We start from the raw sequence: 21,126 nt of genomic DNA, 5'->3' as shown, positions 1-21,126 counted from the left end.
CCCCCTTCACATGAGGACTTAAAACTAATTTTTCAAATAATAACAAATTAAAACACAGATCACACTTAGCCTTACACAAGAGGCATCCATTAAATGTTACTTGCAAAAATATGACATAGATCTCACCAAGTCAACATATAGAGTAAAAACACTAGAAAACAACACATAACCGTTAATTATCAATAAGTTAATTAAATTAAAAATACAAAAATTAAAACCATGCCAAATTCATCTGGTCTGAACAGATCATAGTGGCCTCTGGGAGCATTGTATCGACCACTCACCTCGGGTAGCCTGCTCAACCATTAAACAAATTCACACGTTTTCTTTGCGGATACCGACTTGTCGTTTAGTCAGACTTTGAACAGGATTTTAATGGACATCGCCTCAACATTTGAATGCCACCGTCGCGCATGAAACACCTCCCCCACACTCGTAAGTCAACGCACTTCGAAAAACTAATTTCTATCTGGTTGCCGCCACTCAGCAACCTGAATTTTCAGCTGCGCTTCCCTAAGTCTGTTTCAGATTTTCTTTCTATAGCTTTAAAAGCGCAGCCTCAAAACACGACATCACTTTCTGTGATTTCTAGTGGAGACTCATAATGAGCCAACCCGAGACAAATACACCGGAATCAGTCGACGATTCTCGACTGAATAAACGCCTTAAAGATATGCCTGTCGCTATCGTTGGTATGGCGAGCATGTTTGCAAACTCTCGCTACCTGAATAAATTTTGGGATCTTATCAGCGAAAAGATCGATGCGATTACTGAAGTACCAGATACGCACTGGCGTCCAGAAGATTACTACGATTCAGATCGTACTACGCCAGACAAGTCTTACTGTAAGCGCGGTGGTTTCATCCCAGAAGTAGACTTCAACCCTATGGAGTTCGGTCTTCCGCCAAATATCCTAGAACTGACTGATACTTCACAGCTGCTTTCTTTGATCGTTGCAAAAGAAGTACTTGAAGATGCCAAGCTGCCTGAAGGCTACGATCGCGATAAGATCGGTATCACGCTCGGTGTTGGTGGTGGTCAAAAGATCGCTCAAAGCCTAAATGCTCGTCTTCAATACCCTGTTTTGAAAAAAGTCTTCAAGAGCAGTGGTATCAGCGACGACGACAGCGAAATGCTGATCAAAAAATTCCAAGACCAATACATCCACTGGGAAGAGAACTCATTCCCTGGTTCATTGGGTAACGTAATTTCAGGTCGTATTGCTAACCGCTTTGACCTTGGTGGCATCAACTGTGTAGTAGATGCTGCGTGTGCAGGCTCTCTAGCCGCAATGCGTATGGCTCTAAGTGAGCTGGTTGAAGGCCGCAGTGAAATGATGATCACAGGTGGTGTGTGTACTGATAACTCACCAACCATGTACATGAGCTTCTCTAAAACACCTGCGTTTACCACCAATGAAACCATTCAACCTTTCGACATCGACTCAAAAGGCATGATGATTGGTGAAGGCATCGGTATGGTTGCTCTTAAGCGTCTTGAAGATGCAGAGCGCGACGGCGACAGAATCTACTCTGTGATTAAAGGTGTCGGTTCTTCTTCGGACGGTAAGTTCAAGAGTATTTACGCACCTCGCCCTGAAGGACAAGCAAAAGCTCTAAAACGTGCTTACGATGATGCTGGTTTCGCACCGCACACGCTTGGCCTTTTAGAAGCGCACGGCACAGGTACTGCAGCGGGCGATGTGGCTGAATTTGGTGGCTTAAACTCGGTATTCAGTGAGAACAATGAAGAGAAGCAACACATTGCGTTAGGCTCGGTGAAATCTCAAATTGGTCACACTAAATCAACTGCGGGTACTGCTGGCTTAATCAAAGCTGCATTAGCACTGCACCACAAAGTACTGCCGCCAACGATCAACGTGTCGGCTCCGAATCCTAAGTTGGATATCGAAAACTCACCGTTCTACCTAAACACACAAACGCGTCCTTGGATGAAACGTGTCGACGGCACACCACGCCGTGCAGGTATCAGCTCATTCGGTTTTGGTGGCACTAACTTCCACGTTGTATTGGAAGAGTACACACCAGAGCACGCTCGCGGTGATAAATACCGTCAGCGCCAAGTGCCGCAAACTCTGTTATTCAGCGCGGAATCTCGTCAAGCATTGATCAATGAGCTCAAGCAGGTTTCAACTCAAGCTGCAGACGCTGCGTTCAAACTGGAAGCGCTTGCTGAACAACACGCTCTGCGCAAAATTGACGCTAAGCACGCTCGTCTTGGTTTAGTTGTAACTGACCAAGCAGACCTTCAAGCGCAACTGACTCAAGCGGTTTCTATGCTTGAGAGCCAAACCAAAACACATTGGCAGATGCCAAACGGTACTAGCTACCGTGAGTCGGCACTGATTGCTGAAAACGGTGCTGGTAAAGTGGCTGCATTATTTGCTGGTCAAGGTTCGCAATACCTAAACATGGGTCGCGAGCTTGCTTGTCATTACCCTGAAATGCGCCAACAGCTTGCTCAAGCGGATCAGGTATTTGGTCAACACAAGAAAACGGCTCTGTCGCAAATTCTGTTCCCAATTCCAACTTTCACACCAGAAGCAACCAAAGCTCAAGAAGCGGTGTTAACCAACACGGCCAATGCGCAAAGTGCGATTGGTACTGTGTCTATGGGTCAGTTCGACATCATGACTCAAGCTGGCTTCAAAGCAGACATGGTCGCAGGCCACAGCTTTGGTGAGCTAAGCGCACTATGTGCATCGGGTGTTATCTCGCAAGACGATTACTACCAGCTAGCTTTCGCTCGTGGCGATGCGATGGCTGCAACACCAGAACAAGGTGACAGCGGTACGATGTTTGCGGTCATCCTAGACGCAGACAAACTTCCAGCCGTTGAAAGCTGCATCAGCCAATTCGAAGGCGTGAGCATTGCCAACTACAACGCTCCGACTCAACTGGTTATTGCAGGTCCAACTGCAACGGTTCAACAAGCAGCACAAGCGCTAACAGAACAAGGCTTCAAAGCGATTGCTCTGCCAGTGTCTGGTGCTTTCCACACACCGCTTGTTGCTCACGCTCAAAAACCATTTGCTTCTGCAATTGATAAAGCTTCATTCAGCGCTCCAACGCTGCCGCTTTACTCGAACGCAACGGGCAAACTGCACAGCAAAGACGCTAAAGCGATCAAGAAAGCGTTCAAGCAACACATGCTGCAATCGGTTCGTTTCAGCGAGCAAATTGAAGCGATGTATGAAGCAGGCGCGCGCGTATTCGTTGAGTTCGGTCCGAAAAACATTCTTCAAAAGCTGGTTGAGAAAACATTGGCTGATAAGAACGAAGAGCTTTACGCAATCAGCATCAACCCAAGCCCTAAAGGCGACAGTGACCAACAGCTTCGCTTAGCTGCGGTTCAACTGTGCGTGGCAGGTATTTCATTAGACAACATTGACCCTTACCAAGCTGACATTGCTGAACCTGCGAAGGCATCACCAATGAACATCAAGCTGAATGCAACCAACTACATCAGCCCTGCTACTCGTAAGAAAATGGATCAATCATTGGCTTCGGGCAACGTCACCGAAAAGACTGAGATTGTTGAAGTGAAAGTTGAAGTCGAGAAAATCGTGGAAAAAGAAGTGATTAAAACAGAAATCGTTGAAGTACCTGTGGCTGCTCCTCAAGCTTCAAATGTACAACAGTCAGCTGCTCCAGCACCAAGCGCACAAGTAGCAACAACAGCTCAGCAGCCTCAAGTGGTTCAAACAGCCCCGTCTAACGTAACGGTTGATGAATCTTCACTGCAGTCGTTCTTCAATGCTCAACAACAAGCAGCAGAAGTCCATCAGCAGTTCCTTGCGATTCCTCAGCAATACGGTGACACGTTCAACACCTTAATGTCTGAGCAAGCGAAAATGGCAACAGCAGGCGTAGCAATTCCTGAGAACCTGCAACGTTCTATGGAAATGTTCCACCAGCACCAAGCTGAAACGCTAAAAGCACACGCTCATTACCTAGAAATGCAAGCGCACAGCAACAACTCAGCACTTAATATGCTAACGCAAGGTTCAGCACAAACGGCACAACAAACCTTCGTTGCGCCAGTAAATGTTCAGCCAGTGATTCAAGCTACAGCTACTCCAACGACTCCAGCAGCTACCGTCCAACAGCCTGTAGCTCAAGTACAAGCGACTCCTGTACAAGCCGCGCCAGTTCAAGCTCAGTCTGTTCAAGTTACGCCAGTACAGAAAGCCGTTCCTGCACCACAAGTAGCGGCTCAAGCGGCAGCGCCTGTTGCAGCTCAACCTGTGCCAGTTAAAGCGCAACCGGCTCCTGTGGCTACACCAGTAGCAGTACAAACAGCCGATGCTGAAAAAGTGATGCTAGAAGTCGTTGCCGAGAAAACGGGCTACCCAACGGAAATGCTTGATCTAGAAATGGACATGGAAGCAGACCTTGGCATCGACTCAATCAAGCGCGTAGAGATCCTTGGTACCGTTCAAGACGAAATGCCAAACCTACCTGAGCTGAACCCTGAAGATTTGGCTGAGTGTCGTACTCTTGGTGAAATCGTTACTTACATGAACAGCAAGATGCCAGCATCAGCGCCTGTGGCAGCACAGCCAAGCGCAACCGCTCCTGTTCAAGCCGCTAACGGTCTTGATGCAAAAGTCGTTCAACAAACCATGCTAGAAGTGGTTGCTGAGAAGACAGGTTACCCAACGGAAATGCTTGATCTAGAAATGGATATGGAAGCAGACCTTGGCATCGACTCAATCAAGCGTGTTGAGATTCTTGGTACGGTTCAAGATGAACTGCCTACTCTTCCAGAGCTAAACCCTGAAGACTTAGCTGAGTGTCGTACTCTTGGCGAAATCGTTGCTTACATGAACAGTAAACTTCCGGCTTCTGCACCAGTTGCAGCACAAACGGAAGTAGTTGCTCCAGTAGCAGCTAACAATGGACTAGATGCAGCTGTTGTTCAGAATACGATGTTAGAAGTTGTAGCAGAGAAAACGGGCTACCCGACTGAAATGCTAGACCTAGCAATGGATATGGAAGCTGACCTTGGTATCGACTCAATCAAGCGTGTTGAAATCCTAGGTACGGTTCAAGACGAACTACCGACTCTTCCAGAGCTAAACCCTGAAGATCTCGCTGAGTGTCGTACTCTAGGCGAGATCGTCGACTATATGAACAGTAAGCTTCCGGTGTCTGCTCCAGTAGCAACTCAAGCATCTGCACCAGTACAAGCAGTATCAAACGGTTTAAACGCAGAACAAGTTCAAAGCACAATGTTGAGCGTAGTCGCGGATAAAACGGGCTACCCAACAGAGATGCTAGACCTAGCAATGGACATGGAAGCAGACCTTGGCATCGACTCAATCAAACGTGTTGAGATCCTTGGAACGGTTCAAGATCAACTACCAACATTGCCAGAGCTGACCCCTGAAGACCTAGCTGAGTGTCGTACTCTAGGTGAAATCGTTGACTACATGAACAGCAAGTTAGCTCCTAGTTCGGAAGCAGCGACAGTAGCTCCTGCTACAGAAAGCACGAGCAACGACCTAAATCCTGCTCACGTTCAATCAACCATGATGGAAGTGGTTGCCGACAAAACAGGTTACCCAGCAGAAATGCTCGACCTAGCGATGGATATGGAAGCTGACCTTGGCATCGACTCTATCAAACGCGTTGAAATTCTAGGTACAGTTCAAGACCAGCTACCAACGCTGCCAGAACTAAACCCTGAAGACCTAGCTGAGTGTCGTACGCTTGGTGAAATCGTTACCTACATGCAAAGCAAGCTATCCGCAGCTGCTCCCGTAGCGACTCCAAAAGCTGAATCAGTAACGCCTATCGCAGAAACAGCGACAGCGGAACTTCCTCCACACAATGAGGTAGCGCTAAAAAAGCTACCAGCGGCAGATAAACTCGTCGATTGTTTCTCAAAAAACGCTTGTGTTGTGATCACCGATGATGGTCACAACGCCGGTGTTCTAGCAGAAAAGTTGACCGCTAACGGCATTCAAGTTGCTGTAGTGCGTAGTGCTCTTTCTGCCGCGTCACCTTTAAACAGTGAAATCGCAAACTACACACTCAACAGCGTCGATGATGCTGGTGTGACTGCAGTTATTAACGACATCGAAGCAGACCTTAAAACGTCGAACAAAGTGATTGCTGGCTTCATTCACCTACAAGCTATCGTTGATGCAAAACAAAGCAACGAGCAAGCGGTTAACTTGAATGCAGACTCAAGAGCTTCGCTAACCACAGCGTTCTTGTTCGCGAAGCACCTAAATGGCCAACTGAATGCCGTTTCTGGTCGTAGTGTGTTCTTCACACTAAGCCGTATCGATGGTGGCTTTGGTTACCTAGATACTAAGCAATTAGTGAATGCAGAACTTAACCAAGCGGCTCTATCTGGTCTAACTAAGACACTGAGCCATGAATGGTCAAACGTATTCTGCCGTGCATTGGATGCTGACGCTTCGATTGATGCTCGTCACCTAGCTGAAGCTATCACAGGCGAACTGTTCGATATCGATACCAACACGGTTGAAATCGGCCTTAGCCATGCGGAAAACGGGGAATCTGGTCGTGCAACATTGATTGCGACAACACCAGGTGATGCGCAAACCAAAAACGCAGGTGCTCAGCTCACCAAGAGCGACAAAGTTCTGGTGACGGGTGGCGCTAAAGGCGTGACGTTTGAATGTGCACTGACACTTGCTAAGCAATGTAAGTCTCACTTCATTCTTGCAGGTCGTAGTAAGCATATTACTTCAGCTGAGCTACCTCAGTGGGCACAAGGCAAGCAAGAGAAAGAGCTAAAACCAGCGGCTATCGCTCACCTACAAGCTACAGGTGACAAACCAACGCCGAAGAAAGTTGATACCTTGCTAAAACCGGTATTGAGCAGCCTTGAAATCAACGCAGCACTTGCCGCTTTCAACGAGATTGGCGCGAGCGCTGAATACCTAAGCTTAGATGTGTCGAACCATGAGTCAGTAGCGAAAACACTGGCGAATTTCGAAGGCATCACGGGTCTCATCCACGGTGCAGGCGGACTGGCTGACAAGCACATTCAAGATAAAACGCTTGATGAACTGAACATGGTTTACGGTACGAAAGTGGGCGGACTAGAAGCAGTTCTTAGTGGTCTTGATAGCAGTAAGCTAAAACTGATTGCGATGTTCTCTTCGGCGGCGGGTTTCTACGGAAACACAGGCCAAAGTGACTACTCGATGTCTAACGAAATCCTAAACAAAGCGGCTCTGCAGTTGTCTGCGCGTAACCCTCAAGCAAAAGTGATGAGCTTCAACTGGGGACCGTGGGACGGCGGCATGGTAAACGCAGCACTGAAACGTATGTTTACAGAGCGTGGTGTGTACGTAATTCCTCTTCAGGCAGGTGCAGAACTGTTTAGCTCTCAACTACTGAACGAAACTGGCATTCAACTGCTGGTTGGTACGAGCATGCAAGGTTCTGACAACAAGGAAGCTGCTGTAAAAAAGCTTAATGCGGAGTCTGTGCATCTTGCAGAGAGTCCGCTGAATACAAGCATCACTGTGACACGTCATCTTGATCCTAAGGCATTGCCTTTCATTCAAGATCACTGCATTGCCGGTAACCCAGTGTTACCGACAGTGTGTGCCATCCAATGGATGCGTGAAGTGGCTGAGCAACTGTTAGGGGTGAACGTTAGCGTTCACAACTACAAACTGCTTAAGGGTGTGATTTTTGATACTGATGAAGTGCAAGAGCTGAAGCTGGTTCTTTCCTCTGATGCTAAATCAAAAGATCAGCTAAAAGCGGTGATCAGTTGCCAAGGGCGACCACAGTATCAAGCTCAGTTGCAAGTTGCCTCTGTGCAAGTGTCTGAAGATGTTCAACAAGCGTCGACAAAACGCTTTGAAGCTAACTCTTCAACACCAGTAACAACGGCGCAAGCTCTATACAGTGATGGCACTCTGTTTCACGGACCAAGATTGCAAGGTATTACTTCAGTCGAGCGCTTTGACGACTTAGGCTTATTGGCTCAATGCCAATTGCCTCAGATTGAAAACAGCGACTGCGGATCATTTATTCCAAAGCAAGGTTTTGGTGATAGCCAGCCATTCGCGGAAGATTATTTGCTGCAAGCCATGCTGGTATGGGCTCGATTGAAATACGGCGCAGCAAGCCTACCGTCTGCAATTGGTGAGTTTATTTGTTACGCACCGATGCACAATGGTGACCAAGGTTGGCTAGAACTGAGCGTGATAAAAAGCACGGCTCGTTCACTGCAAGCTGATATCTCGCTTTACCATCAAGATGGTCGTTTAAGCGCAGTAATGAAAGGTGCCAAAGTCACCATCAGCAAGAGTTTAAATGACGCATTTTTGCCGAAGTCTAGCTCAACAGTATCGAAGAAAGAGTCTAATAAGAACGCAGAAAAGGAGCAATTGTCATAGTGACTGTTCCTACTAATAAAGCGATGCCATTGCGCATCGCTCTTTTAGCTCAGCCAGCAAACGCGGCTGAGCTTTCTGCCGACTTATCATCTTCGCTTCCAGAAATGATGACTGTTGTGGTTGATGGCAATTTTAATCAAGCACTTACTCAAGCGATTGAGGCAGTCAATCAAGGCAGTGCTGTTAAGCTTTGTTTGGATTCTCACTCACCATCATTGTTGATGTTGAGTGCGTTGACGGCTGCTCAAAACAAGATTCATCCACACGCTTATCTAGCGGGTTTTGTAGATACAACTACCGGAGATAGCGTTCAGCTTGCTCTGGATATTGCTCGCCGCCCCGCTACAGATCTAAGCCATCAACAGCAATACTCTTCACTATCTGTTTCGCAGCAGTTTGGTCAATTGTTGAATATGGTTAATGCGATATCGAGCCGTTCATTACCTAACCATTACTGGTTCACTGAGCCAAACAAAGCTCGTATTGCGTCATTGACCTTCAATGACGATAGCCAACAATCCACTAGCCTGATATTGACTCAAGCGACCGGTTTGCAAGAGCCAAAGCCCCTGCTATCCAGCGAGCGTTTGATGTTTGTGCTTTCTGGCAATGACCAAGCTGAATTGGTTTCTCAGCTAACCTCATTAAGAGAAGAGCTTAAATGCATTAGCGATTCAGCGGACAGCGAAATTGCTATCGCCACCTTAATGCATTCAAACCTAAGTCACTTCCAAAGTGTTCAGCACAATGTTGGCGCTGGTGCGAACATCGTGATTCAAGCGGCTTCAATTGATGCTGCGATACAAGAGATCACAGCGCTAGAAAATGCGTTGCCAAAAGTAATGGCTGACAGTAGCCAATACAAAACCCCAGCGGGAAGTTGTTTCTCACCGATTCCTCAAAGCAAAGGTGGCGTTGCATTTGTTTACCCTGGTGTTGGCACGGTTTATCCCGGCATGTTGCGCGAATTTCACCACCATTTCCCACAGTTATTTGCTCGGTTAGAGCGCGAAGGTAACTTGAAAGAGATGCTGCAGGCTGAGAAAACCTACGCTGACGACTCGCAAGAAATGTCGCTTAGTGAATTGGCCATTGCTGGTGTAGGCAGTAGTTATCTGTTAACACAACTGCTATGTGATGAATTCAAAGTGCAGCCAGATTTCGCCTTGGGTTACTCCAAGGGTGAAGCCTCGATGTGGGCCAGCTTAAATGTTTGGAAAAATCCGCATGCGTTGATTGAGATGACTCAAACCAGTCCTATCTTCACCACGGCTATTTCGGGTGAACTCACCGCAGTGCGTCAAGATTGGCAGTTAAACAGCGACGAAAGCATCCAATGGAATAGCTTTGTGGTTCGCAGTGATGCACAAGCGATTGAGGCTCTATTACCTGAGTTCCCACGCGCTTATCTCGCTATCATCCAAGGTGATACTTGCGTGCTAGCAGGTTGTGAAAGCACATGTCGTGCACTACTCAAAAAACTAGGTAAACGTGGCATTGCCGCTAACCGCGTGACTGCCATGCACACCACGCCAGCGTTGAGCCAACACAGCCAAGTGCAAGAGTTTTACACGCAACCACTGTTCAACGAGTTACCACAGCATATCCGCTTTATCAGCGCAGCTGGCTTGCCAACTGGCGCCCCAATCAATATCGACAGCGACAGTATCGCTCTTTCGATTGCCGACACCTTCTGTTCAACGCTGGATTTCACCGCGTTGATCCAGAGTGCACGTCAGCAAGGTGCGCGTCTGTTTGTTGAAGTGGGTGCCGATCGTCAAACCAGCACATTGATCGACAAGATCAATCGTAGCGACAACGTAGCAGACCAATACTGCACAATCGCTTCCAATGCCAAAGGCGGTGACGATATTGTCACGCTCATCAAATGCATTGGTCAGCTCATTACTCATCAAATTCCACTGTCTGTCGAGCCCCTTATTCAAGGGCTAGAACAACAGATCACCACCGCTAAGCAATTAAGTGGTGTGTCTCAAGACAACACAGTGAATCATCAAGGAGAGCTAGTATGAGTTCTCAATCGAAGCCATCTCAATATCAAGCTCAAGCTCAAACTAAGAATAAGCAGCAAGTAAAGTGCAATAAGATCGCGATTGTCGGTATTGCTAACCAATACCCAGAAGCTGATACGCCAAAAGACTTTTGGCAAAACTTGCTGGATAAAAAAGATTCTCGAACCACATTAAGCGCTGAAAAATTAGGTGCTGAACCTGAAAGCTATCAGGGCGTGCAAGGTGAGTCAGACCGCTTTTACTGTGATAAAGGCGGCTACATCGAAAATTTCAATTTCGATAGCAATGGCTACCGCTTAACAGCAGAATCGTTCAACGGTGTTGACCAAAGTTTCCTATGGGCTTTGGATACCAGCCGCAAGGCGCTAGTCGACGCCGGCATTGATTTAAATGCAGATGTTTTAGAGCGCACAGGCGTGATCATGGGTGCCCTTTCGTTCCCAACAACACGCTCAAACGACTTGTTTCTGCCGATGTATCACTCGGTCGTCGAAAAGGCACTACAAGCTAAATTGGCTAATGACCAGTTTTCACTGCTACCAACCAATGAAACCGCGCAAGACCTTAATCCGATCAATGGTGCTGCAGCACACAACGCCTCGAAGTTAGTGGCTGATGCGCTAGGTTTAGGCAACGTGCAACTTAGCCTAGATGCGGCATGTGCAAGCTCAGTGTATTCATTGAAGTTAGCGTGTGATTACTTGAACACGGGCAAAGCCGACATGATGTTGGCAGGCGCGGTATCCGGTGCTGACCCATTCTTTATCAACATGGGTTTCTCCATCTTCCACGCTTACCCTGACCACGGTGTTTCGGTTCCGTTTGATAGCAATAGTAAAGGTCTGTTTGCTGGCGAAGGTGCGGGGGTTTTAGTCCTAAAACGCTTAGCTGATGCAGAGCGTGATGGCGACAATATTTACGCAGTCGTCAGCGGTATTGGCTTGTCGAACGATGGCCGAGGCCAGTTCGTATTAAGCCCAAACAGCAAAGGACAAGTCCAAGCCTTTGAACGCGCTTACGAGGCTTCGAACTTATCACCAGACAGCATTGAAGTGATTGAGTGTCACGCAACCGGTACACCATTAGGTGACAAGGTTGAGTTAACCTCAATGGAGCGTTTCTTTGCTGACAAATTGAATGGTTCGAACCCGCCATTGATTGGCTCTGCTAAGTCCAACCTCGGTCACTTGCTGACTGCGGCGGGTATGCCAGGGATCATGAAAATGATCTTTGCGATGAAAGAAGGTGTGCTTCCGCCAAGTATTAACTTGGATAAGCCACTATCGTCGCCAGAAGGTTTATTTGGCTCACAGACTCTGCCAACGCAGGTTCAATCTTGGCCAAGTAAAGCGGGCAACTCAGAGCGCTGTGCGGGTGTTTCTGTCTTTGGTTTCGGTGGCTGTAACGCTCACTTACTGCTTGAAGCGTATTCAGACACCAGTCATGTAAACCCGACGTCTCCAAGCCTACAACCATCTAATTTAAGCATTACTGGTCTAGCGTCTCACTTTGGTTCTCTGCAGAGCATCAACGCGCTAAGCACTGCGATTGAGACCAACAACGATGCTTTCATTGCCTTGCCTAAGAAGCGCTGGAAAGGCTTAGACCAACATCCAGAACTACTGAATCAGTTTGGTTTACACGGTATTCCAAATGGCGCGTACATCGATCAATTCGATCTCGATTTCCTGCGCTTCAAAGTGCCGCCAAATGAAGATGACCGTTTGATCTCTCAGCAGTTGCTACTGATGAAAGTTGCAGACGAAGCCATCAAAGATGCCAAGCTTGTTGCAGGCCAAAAGGTTGCGGTTTTAGTTGCGATGGAAACAGAGCTTGAGATGCACCAATTCCGTGGACGCGTAAACCTGCATAGCCAATTGGCTGACAGCTTTGCCAACATGGGTATCGAACTAACTCAAGACGAATACCAAGCGCTAGAAACCATCGCGATGGACAGTGTGATGGACGCAGCCAAGCTGAACCAATACACCAGTTTCATCGGCAATATCATGGCTTCGCGTATCTCTTCATTGTGGGACTTTAATGGCCCTGCCTTTACGATTTCAGCTGCTGAACAGTCGGTTGCTCGTTGTATTGATGTTGCACAAAACTTGATGTCACAAGAATCGATGGATGCCGTTGTGATTGCAGCCGTCGACCTAAGCGGCAGTGCAGAACATGTGATTCTGAAGAACAGCGTGAGCCCAGTGACGCTAGCTCCAAAATTCGGACAGCTGCAAGATGGCAGTTGGAATGTCGGTGAAGGTGCAGGTGCGATTGTTCTTGTTGAAGAAAACCAAGTAGCGAGCAACCAAGATGCGGCTTACGGCAGCATCAACGCCTTAGCTTTTGGTTCAAGCGAGAATAACAACGCCGTTGTTGATGAGTTACTGACTCAAGTCGGTATGAGCTCGAACGATGTTTCTCTGCTTGAGCTTAACCATGCACCAGAATCTTCATCTCATCAGTTTTCGTCTCTCAGTTTAGGGAACACAAAGACTACTCAAGCAAGTCAACGTGTGGGTCATTGCTCTGCTGCTTCTGGTATGGCAAGCCTGCTACACGGTCTGCTCAACCTGAACCTTGCACCTCTGAATCCGAATGTCAGTTCTAAGAGCGCGATTGTTGCCAACATCAGCGAAGGACAATGTTCACAGCTGCTACTAAGCCAATCGAGTGTTGAATCTCAATCACTTTCCGTTCGTTTAAGCAATGAACTGGCGAGCGATGCTAAACGTCAATTAGTTAAGCAAGTGACTCTTGGTGGTCGTGATATCTATCAACATATTGCCCAAACCCCAGTGACCAACTTGGCAACGATTCAACAGAAAGCTTCTGGTAAACAAGCAGCAAGAGTGGCGTCGGTTCCAACGACAGCAAGCATTCAAGCAGCCCTTGCACAAAAAGAGTTAGAGAAGAATGCATTAGCGCAAAACGCGATAGAGCCAGTCATCGAAATTCCTACATCAGTATCCCCTACTCTGGCGCCAACGCGCCACAGTCAGCTAACAGGTAACCACAGCAATATGACTCATGTCCTATCCGCTAAAAATGGCGCGTCTCAAATCGACGCAGCTTCACAGCAGCCGCAAAATCTAAGCCAAAACCAAGCTTTTGCTCAAAACCAGCAAGCGGCTCAACAGGTACACAAAGCATTCCTGCACACACGTGCCCAAGGCATGCAGATGGCTGATGCGTTATTAAAAGCACAGCTAAACGCAGTGACATCTGGTTTAGATAGCAATGCCCTGATTCAACAAACGACCAGCCAACAAACAAATAGTCAACAAACGACTGGTCAGCAAACATCAGCTCAGCCTGTGCAAGCTCAACCGGTTCAGGTTCAGTCAGTGCCAGTAAACGTACTTGCGACGCCAGCACCAGTAAAACCTATCCGTAAGCCATGTATCTGGGATTATGATGATCTGGTTGAATACGCAGAAGGCGATATCGCCAATGTATTTGGCCCTGACTACGCGATCATCGATAGCTACTCGCGCCGCGTTCGTTTGCCAACTACCGATTACCTATTGGTATCTCGTGTGACTAAGCTCAACGCGACAGTCAACGAGTACAAGCCAAGCACCATGACCACCGAATACGACATCCCAGTTGATGCGCCGTATCTTGTTGATGGTCAGATCCCTTGGGCAGTGGCGGTAGAATCTGGTCAATGCGACCTAATGCTGATCAGCTACTTAGGTATCGATTTTGAAAACAAAGGCGAGCGAGTTTATCGCCTGCTTGATTGTACGCTGACTTTCCTTGGTGACTTGCCTCGTGGTGGCGATACGCTGCGTTACGATATCTCAATCAACAGCTTTGCTCGTAATGGCGACACGCTGCTGTTCTTCTTCTCGTACGAATGTTTCGTTGGCGACAAGATGATCCTGAAAATGGATAACGGTTGTGCAGGCTTCTTCACTGATGAAGAGCTAGCAGACGGCAAAGGTGTGATTCACACTGAAGATGAAATCAAGGCTCGTAAGCTTGCAACTAAGCAACGCTTCGACCCTATGTTGCACTGCCCTAAAACGCAGTTTAACCACCAAGAATTGCGTCATCTACTGACTGCCAACATTGCAGAGTGTTTTGGCCCAACTCACCAATCCAATAGCCACCAGCCTTCTCTATGCTTCAGCTCAGAGAAGTTCATGATGATCGAAAAGGTTAGCCGTGTTGAACCGCAAGGCGGCACATGGGGACTTGGTCTGATTGAAGGTCATAAACAACTAGAGCCTGAACACTGGTACTTCCCTTGTCACTTCAAAGATGACTCAGTAATGGCTGGTTCTTTGATGGCAGAGGGTTGTGGTCAACTGCTGCAATTCTTTATGATGCACCTTGGCATGCATACGCTTGTTCAAAATGGTCGTTTCCAACCGCTTGAAAATGCGCCTCAACAAGTACGTTGTCGTGGACAAGTGCTACCACAATCGGCAGAGCTGACTTACCGCATGGAAGTGACTGAGATTGGTCTAAGCCCTCGCCCATACGCGAAAGCTAACATCGATATTTTACTGAACGGCAAAGTGATTGTTGATTTCCAAAACTTGGGTGTGATGATCAAAGAAGACGACGAATGTACTCGTTATCTGCCTTCTTTAGAAACAGCTGTCGCGACCCCTGCTATCGAAAACTTGGGCCATACGCCAGCAGTGAACCAACAAGCTTCAGCAAATGCGCCATTGATGGCTCAAATTGAAGACCTAGAAACTGCACCAAACAAAGGTGTGGTTCCTCTTCAACACGTTGAAGCGCCGGTGACTCCTGATTACCCGAACCGCACACCCGATACGGTTCCATTCACGCCTTATCACATGTTCGAATTCGCGACTGGCGATATCGAGAAATGTTTCGGTCCTGATTTCTCTATCTACCGTGGCATGATTCCACCACGTACTCCGTGTGGCGACCTACAGCTCACTACTCGTGTTGTTGAGATCGACGGTAAGCGTGGCGACTTCAAGAAGCCTTCATCGTGTATCGCTGAATACGAAGTGCCAGAAAATGCATGGTACTTTGATGAAAACAGCCACCACACCTTAATGCCTTACTCGGTGTTGATGGAGATTTCACTGCAGCCAAACGGCTTTATCTCTGGCTACATGGGCACAACACTGGGCTTCCCAGGTGAAGAACTGTTTTTCCGCAACCTAGATGGCAGCGGCAAAATGCTGCGTAACGTCGACTTGCGTGGCAAAACAATTACCAACGATTCTCGTCTGCTTTCAACAGTAATGATGGGCACCAACATCGTACAGAGCTTCAGCTTTGAACTGAGCACCGACGGCGTGCCGTTCTACCAAGGTACAGCGGTATTTGGTTACTTCAAGGGCGCAGCACTGAAAGATCAGCTTGGTTTGGACAACGGTAAAGTAACTCACCCTTGGCACGTTGATAACAACCGCACGCCGGATGTAAACATCAACCTACTAGACAAAACGGCGCGTTACTTCAATGCACCCGTTTCAGCTACTGGTGAAGTGCAAGAGCATTACCAACTGGCTGGCGGTCGCTTGAACTTTATCGATACGGTGCAGATCACCAGCGATGGTGGTAAAGACGGTCTGGGTTACCTATACGCTGAGCGTACGATTGACCCAAGCGATTGGTTCTTCCAGTTCCACTTCCATCAAGATCCGGTAATGCCAGGTTCTCTGGGTGTCGAAGCGATCATCGAGCTGATGCAAACCTACGCGCTAAACAAAGATCTTGGTGCTGGCTTCCGCAATCCGAAGTTTGGTCAAATCCAATCTGAAGTGAAGTGGAAATACCGTGGTCAGATTAACCCTCTAAACAAACAGATGTCTCTGGATGTACATATCACTGCGATTAAAGACGAAGACGGTAAACGTATCATCGTTGGCGACGCAAACCTGAGCAAAGATGGTCTGCGTATTTACGAAGTGAAAGACATCGCAATTTGTATCGAAGAAGCATAAGCCTGACACGGGACTAGGAAAGAAATAATTATGACAACTCAAACCACTATCAATAACGAAAAGCTATCTCCGTGGCCTTGGCAGATTAAAGAGAGCACAACTCACTTTGATAACGCAGCAATGTCGACAATTTTGAAAGATTTAAGCCTTGCTTGTTACGTAGTGAACCACCCAGAAAAAGGCTTAGGCGTTAGCCAACAAGCAGAGATTACATCGGGCGATTCAGCAAGTTCAGCGAACAACCAACCTGTTAGCGCATTTGCTCCTGCTCTTGGTACACAAAGCCTAGGCGACGAAGATTTTCGTCGCTGCCACGGCGTGAAATACGCTTACTATGCAGGCGCAATGGCAAACGGCATTTCATCTGAAGAGTTGGTGATTGCGCTTGGTCAAGCAGGCATTCTTTGTTCATTTGGCGCAGCGGGCTTAATCCCGTCTCGCGTTGAACAAGCGATCAACCGTATTCAAGCAGCACTGCCAAACGGCCCTTATGCGTTTAACCTGATTCACAGTCCAAGCGAACCCGCACTAGAGCGCGGCAGTGTTGAACTATTTTTGAAGCACAAAGTGAAAACCGTTGAGGCTTCAGCATTCTTAGGTTTAACACCGCAAATCGTTCACTACCGTGCCGCTGGCCTTAGCCGCGATGCACAAGGTGAGATTCAGATTGGCAACAAGGTTATTGCTAAGGTAAGCCGTACTGAAGTCGCGAGTAAGTTCATGCAACCAGCTCCAGCTAAAATGCTGCAAGCTTTGGTTGATGAAGGTCGAATCACAGCAGAACAGATGGAACTAGCACAGCTAGTTCCTATGGCTGATGACATTACTGCAGAAGCTGACTCTGGTGGTCACACGGATAACCGTCCGCTAGTAACACTGCTACCAACGATTCTAGCGCTGAAAGAGCAAATCCAAGCACAGTACCAATTCAAAACTCCGCTACGTGTCGGTTGTGGTGGTGGCGTAGGTACGCCTGACGCTGCTCTAGCGACGTTTAACATGGGTGCGGCATACATTGTTACCGGCTCTATCAACCAAGCGTGTGTTGAGGCTGGCGCGAGCGAACACACTCGTAAGCTGCTTTCGACAACCGAAATGGCTGACGTGACTATGGCTCCCGCGGCAGACATGTTCGAAATGGGCGTGAAACTGCAAGTGGTTAAGCGCGGCACTTTATTCCCAATGCGTGCGAACAAGTTGTATGAACTTTACACTCGCTACGACTCAATTGAAGCGATTCCAGTAGAAGAGCGTCTGAAGCTTGAGAAGCAAGTATTCCGTTCAACACTGGATGACATTTGGGCGGGGACTGTGGCGCACTTTAACGAGCGCGATCCTAAACAGATCGAGCGTGCTGAAGGTAACCCGAAACGTAAAATGGCGTTGATTTTCCGTTGGTACTTGGGTCTTTCAAGTCGTTGGTCAAACACAGGTGAACAAGGCCGTGAGATGGATTACCAAGTATGGGCAGGTCCTGCACTTGGCGCATTCAACGCATGGGCAAAAGACAGCTATCTAGATGATTACCAGCAGCGTAATGCCGTTGATCTTGCTAAGCATCTGATGCACGGTGCAGCTTACTTAGCTCGTGTTAACCTGCTGACCTCACAAGGTATCAAGCTTGATCCGGAACTAGCACGCTGGAAGCCGACGCAAAGAATGGCTTAAGTGCCGAGTAGCTAGCTAAATTTTACCAAATAAAAAAGCGACCTTAATTAGGTCGCTTTTCTTTGAATCATCGAAATGTCATTGCAGTCGTTGGTTATTTGATCGCTTTATTTAGCTTCTCGCCAACCACATCTAAACGCCAACCTTGCATAACATCTGGCAGTTTTTCAGGATTACGATCGTGCTTCCATATCCAGCTTAACACTTGGTTAAGTTGCTTCTTCGACGCCAAAAATTCAGTCGCTAAACCACTGTGTTGCGAAGCTGTTTTCACTTCATCTTTCAACACTTTGAAGAGTTGTTTGTAACCTGGGTAGTCCATTAGACGTTCTACTGGCGCTGGGTATTCTTCTTCTGGCGTATGCTCAGCTAACTTAACGATTGAACTGATTTTAGCGCCATGGCGACGTACAGAGCGGTAATCAAAACCTTCTTGCTCCATATGTTTAGGATCTTTCATCGCGAAACGCGCTACTGCCCATAAGTCTTGCTCTTTAAAGACAAAGTTCAGCGCTAAATCGCGCTTGATTGCTTCTTTTAGACGCCAAGTTGCTAAAGGTCGTAAGATCGCTAACTGTTGAGGCTTTAGCTGCCACGCGCCTTTAATATCAAGGTAAGCGTTATCTGGGTTTGCTTTACGGATGCGCTTAGCCACTTGTAAATCAGACTCTTGCTGCGCCGCTTCCCACCAGCCCGCTTCCATCACTTTTTCTAGAAGCTTGTTGTACATTGGCATCAAGTAGTGAACGTCTGCTGCTGCGTAGTCGAGTTGCTTTTGAGAAAGCGGACGCGCTAGCCAGTCGGTGCGAGATTCACTCTTATCTAGGTCAACGCCTACAAACTCTGAAACGAGAGCTGCAAAGCCAGTTGAAAGACCATGACCTAAGAAGGCTGCCATGATCTGCGTATCAACCATTGGCGTTGGCGTACAGCCAAATGCGTTCTGGAACACTTCTAGATCTTCGCCACACGCGTGCAAAACTTTCAGTACTGAAGTGTCTTTCAATAACCCAACAAACGGGGTCATTTCATCAAGAGCAATAGGATCAATCAGTGACAGCGTTTCACCATCAAATAACTGAATTAAGCCTAATTGAGGGTAATAGGTTCTTGTACGAACGAACTCTGTATCAAGCATAACAACATCGGCTTCACGTGCTTGTTGGCAAACTCGCTCAAGGTCTTTCACTTGGGTAATGATTTGATAATCCACAAAAACTCTCACTGATTTTACTTTGATCGCCGGATACAAAAATGCCGACATTAACTGTCGGCATTCTAACACCATTTTTCAGCGCTCGCTTAGATTAAGCGCTGCTATGGCTTATGGTGCATCATCTTCTCGTAAATGAGCTCGTTACTCGCTTGCGCGTTTAGCAAGCTCAGCATCGTTCTCTTCACGAAGCACTCGGCGCAAGATTTTACCTACATTGGTTTTTGGTAGTTCTTCACGGAACTCAATCAATTTAGGGATCTTGTAGCCAGTTAGGTGTTCACGGCAGTGCGCGATAATGTCTTCTTTGGTTAGGCTAGGGTCACGTTTCACCACGTAAATCTTAACCAGCTCACCAGACACCTCATGAGGTTGGCCGATAGCCGCAACTTCTAACACTTTGCCGTGTAGAGCCACTACATCTTCAATCTCGTTCGGGTAAACGTTGAAGCCCGACACTAGAATCATGTCTTTCTTACGGTCAACGATGTACAACAAGCCTTCGTCATCAAACTTAACGATGTCACCTGTCGATAGCCAACCGTCTTGATCGATCACTTCTTTGGTCGCTTCTGGACGCTGCCAGTAACCTTGCATCACTTGAGGACCACGGACCTGCAATTCACCCACTTGGTCATTGCCCACCACTTTACCTTCATCATCAACAATACGAACTTCTGTTGATGGTACTGGTAGGCCGATTGCACCTGTGTAGTCTTTCAGATCGTATGGGTTACCTGTGACCAAAGGAGCACATTCAGTTAAACCATAGCCTTCAAGTAGGTGGACACCTGTCGCTTTCTTCCATTGCTCAGCAACAGCGCGCTGAACCGCCATACCACCGCCAACAGACAGACGCATGTTACTGAAATCCAACTCGTGGAAATCTTCGTTATTCACTAGCGCATTGAACAAGGTGTTTACGCCAGTAATCGCGGTAAACGGAACTTTTTGTAGTTCTTTAATAAAGCCAGGAATGTCACGAGGGTTAGTAATCAAAAGGTTACGACCACCCATCTCAACAAACAGTAAGCAGTTCACTGTCAATGCAAATACATGGTAAAGCGGCAATGCCGTTACCACCAATTCACGGCCTTCTTGTAGCACAGGGCTGTATGCCCCTTTAGCTTGAAGTACGTTCGCAATCATATTGCGGTGCGTTAGAATTGCGCCCTTCGCTACACCCGTTGTACCACCTGTGTACTGTAGGAATGCGATGTCATCACCCGCCATAAACGGCTTCACATATTGAAGACGACGGCCTTTGTAAAGTGCCTTTCTGAATGAAATGGCACCCGGTAGATCGTACTTAGGCACCATACCTTTTACGTATTTCACTACGAAGTCGACAATCGTACCTTTCGCTCGTGGCAACATTTGCCCAAGGCTAGTGAGTACAACGTGTTTAACCGGAGTTTTATCAACGACTTTCTCTAGTGTGCTCGCAAAGTTAGAAACGATAACAATCGCCTTTGCGCCAGAGTCATTCAGTTGGTGTTCAAGTTCGCGAGGCGTGTACAGTGGGTTGACGTTCACAGCAATCATACCTGCACGCAGTACACCAAACAGTGCAATTGGGTATTGCAGCAAGTTTGGCATCATCAGCGCGACACGATCGCCTTTCTTCAGTTTTAGATCATTCTGCAAGTAAGCAGCAAAAGCACGACTGCGCTCTTCAAGCTTACGGAATGTCATAATCGATCCCATGTTCTCGAATGCAGGTTGGTCGGCGAACTTCTGTACCGACTGTTCAAACATTTCAATGAGAGATTGGTACTGATCTGGGTTGATCGTTTCTGGTACGTCACTTGGATAACGTGAAAGCCAAGGTTTATCCACGATGTTACTCCT

7 protein-coding genes are annotated in these 21,126 nt (G+C 47.5%); 5 read left to right on the top strand and 2 right to left on the bottom strand.

The annotated features are described in order from the left end of the window. Positions 1 to 413 precede the first annotated feature (413 nt). Genes AB6E08_RS08480 through pfaD form a run of 5 tightly spaced genes read left to right on the top strand, consistent with a single transcriptional unit; the run spans position 414 to position 18,062 of the window. Complete coding sequence (locus AB6E08_RS08480; RefSeq protein WP_081324588.1) at positions 414 to 605, top strand: hypothetical protein; 192 nt, start codon at positions 414 to 416, stop codon at positions 603 to 605. Continuing rightward, positions 605 to 8,416, top strand: coding sequence for a phosphopantetheine-binding protein (locus AB6E08_RS08475; protein WP_372063516.1), 7,812 nt, complete (start codon positions 605 to 607; stop codon positions 8,414 to 8,416). The genes AB6E08_RS08480 and AB6E08_RS08475 overlap by 1 nt, the downstream gene beginning before the upstream one ends. Beyond that, on the top strand, positions 8,416 to 10,449 hold the full coding sequence (locus tag AB6E08_RS08470; protein ID WP_372063514.1) for a PfaB family protein: 2,034 nt from the start codon (positions 8,416 to 8,418) through the stop codon (positions 10,447 to 10,449). Before AB6E08_RS08475 ends, AB6E08_RS08470 begins: the two co-directional genes overlap by 1 nt. Continuing rightward, positions 10,446 to 16,394 (top strand): beta-ketoacyl synthase N-terminal-like domain-containing protein, encoded by a 5,949-nt coding sequence (locus tag AB6E08_RS08465; RefSeq protein ID WP_372063512.1) that lies wholly within the window; start codon positions 10,446 to 10,448, stop codon positions 16,392 to 16,394. The genes AB6E08_RS08470 and AB6E08_RS08465 overlap by 4 nt, the downstream gene beginning before the upstream one ends. 30 nt (positions 16,395 to 16,424) lie before the next feature. Further along, the gene (pfaD, locus tag AB6E08_RS08460) at positions 16,425 to 18,062 is read left to right on the top strand and encodes an eicosapentaenoate synthase subunit PfaD (RefSeq protein ID WP_372063510.1); all 1,638 of its coding nucleotides are present in this window, start codon (positions 16,425 to 16,427) and stop codon (positions 18,060 to 18,062) included. Positions 18,063 to 18,156: 94 nt separating this feature from the next. On the opposite strand, the gene rnd is transcribed toward pfaD, so the two are convergent. After that, positions 18,157 to 19,275, bottom strand: coding sequence for a ribonuclease D (gene rnd / locus AB6E08_RS08455; RefSeq protein WP_069591626.1), 1,119 nt, complete (start codon positions 19,273 to 19,275; stop codon positions 18,157 to 18,159). A gap of 144 nt (positions 19,276 to 19,419) precedes the next feature. Continuing rightward, positions 19,420 to 21,114 (bottom strand): long-chain-fatty-acid--CoA ligase FadD, encoded by a 1,695-nt coding sequence (gene fadD, locus AB6E08_RS08450; RefSeq protein ID WP_009847299.1) that lies wholly within the window; start codon positions 21,112 to 21,114, stop codon positions 19,420 to 19,422. Positions 21,115 to 21,126 lie beyond the last annotated feature (12 nt).

Origin of the sequence: Vibrio sp. 10N.247.310.24, from assembly GCF_041467175.1 — a bacterium.
Classification (GTDB): Bacteria; Pseudomonadota; Gammaproteobacteria; order Enterobacterales; family Vibrionaceae; genus Vibrio; species Vibrio tasmaniensis_A.
Note: the sequence above shows the minus strand (reverse complement) of the source record. Positions and strands in the feature narration are given on the sequence as shown.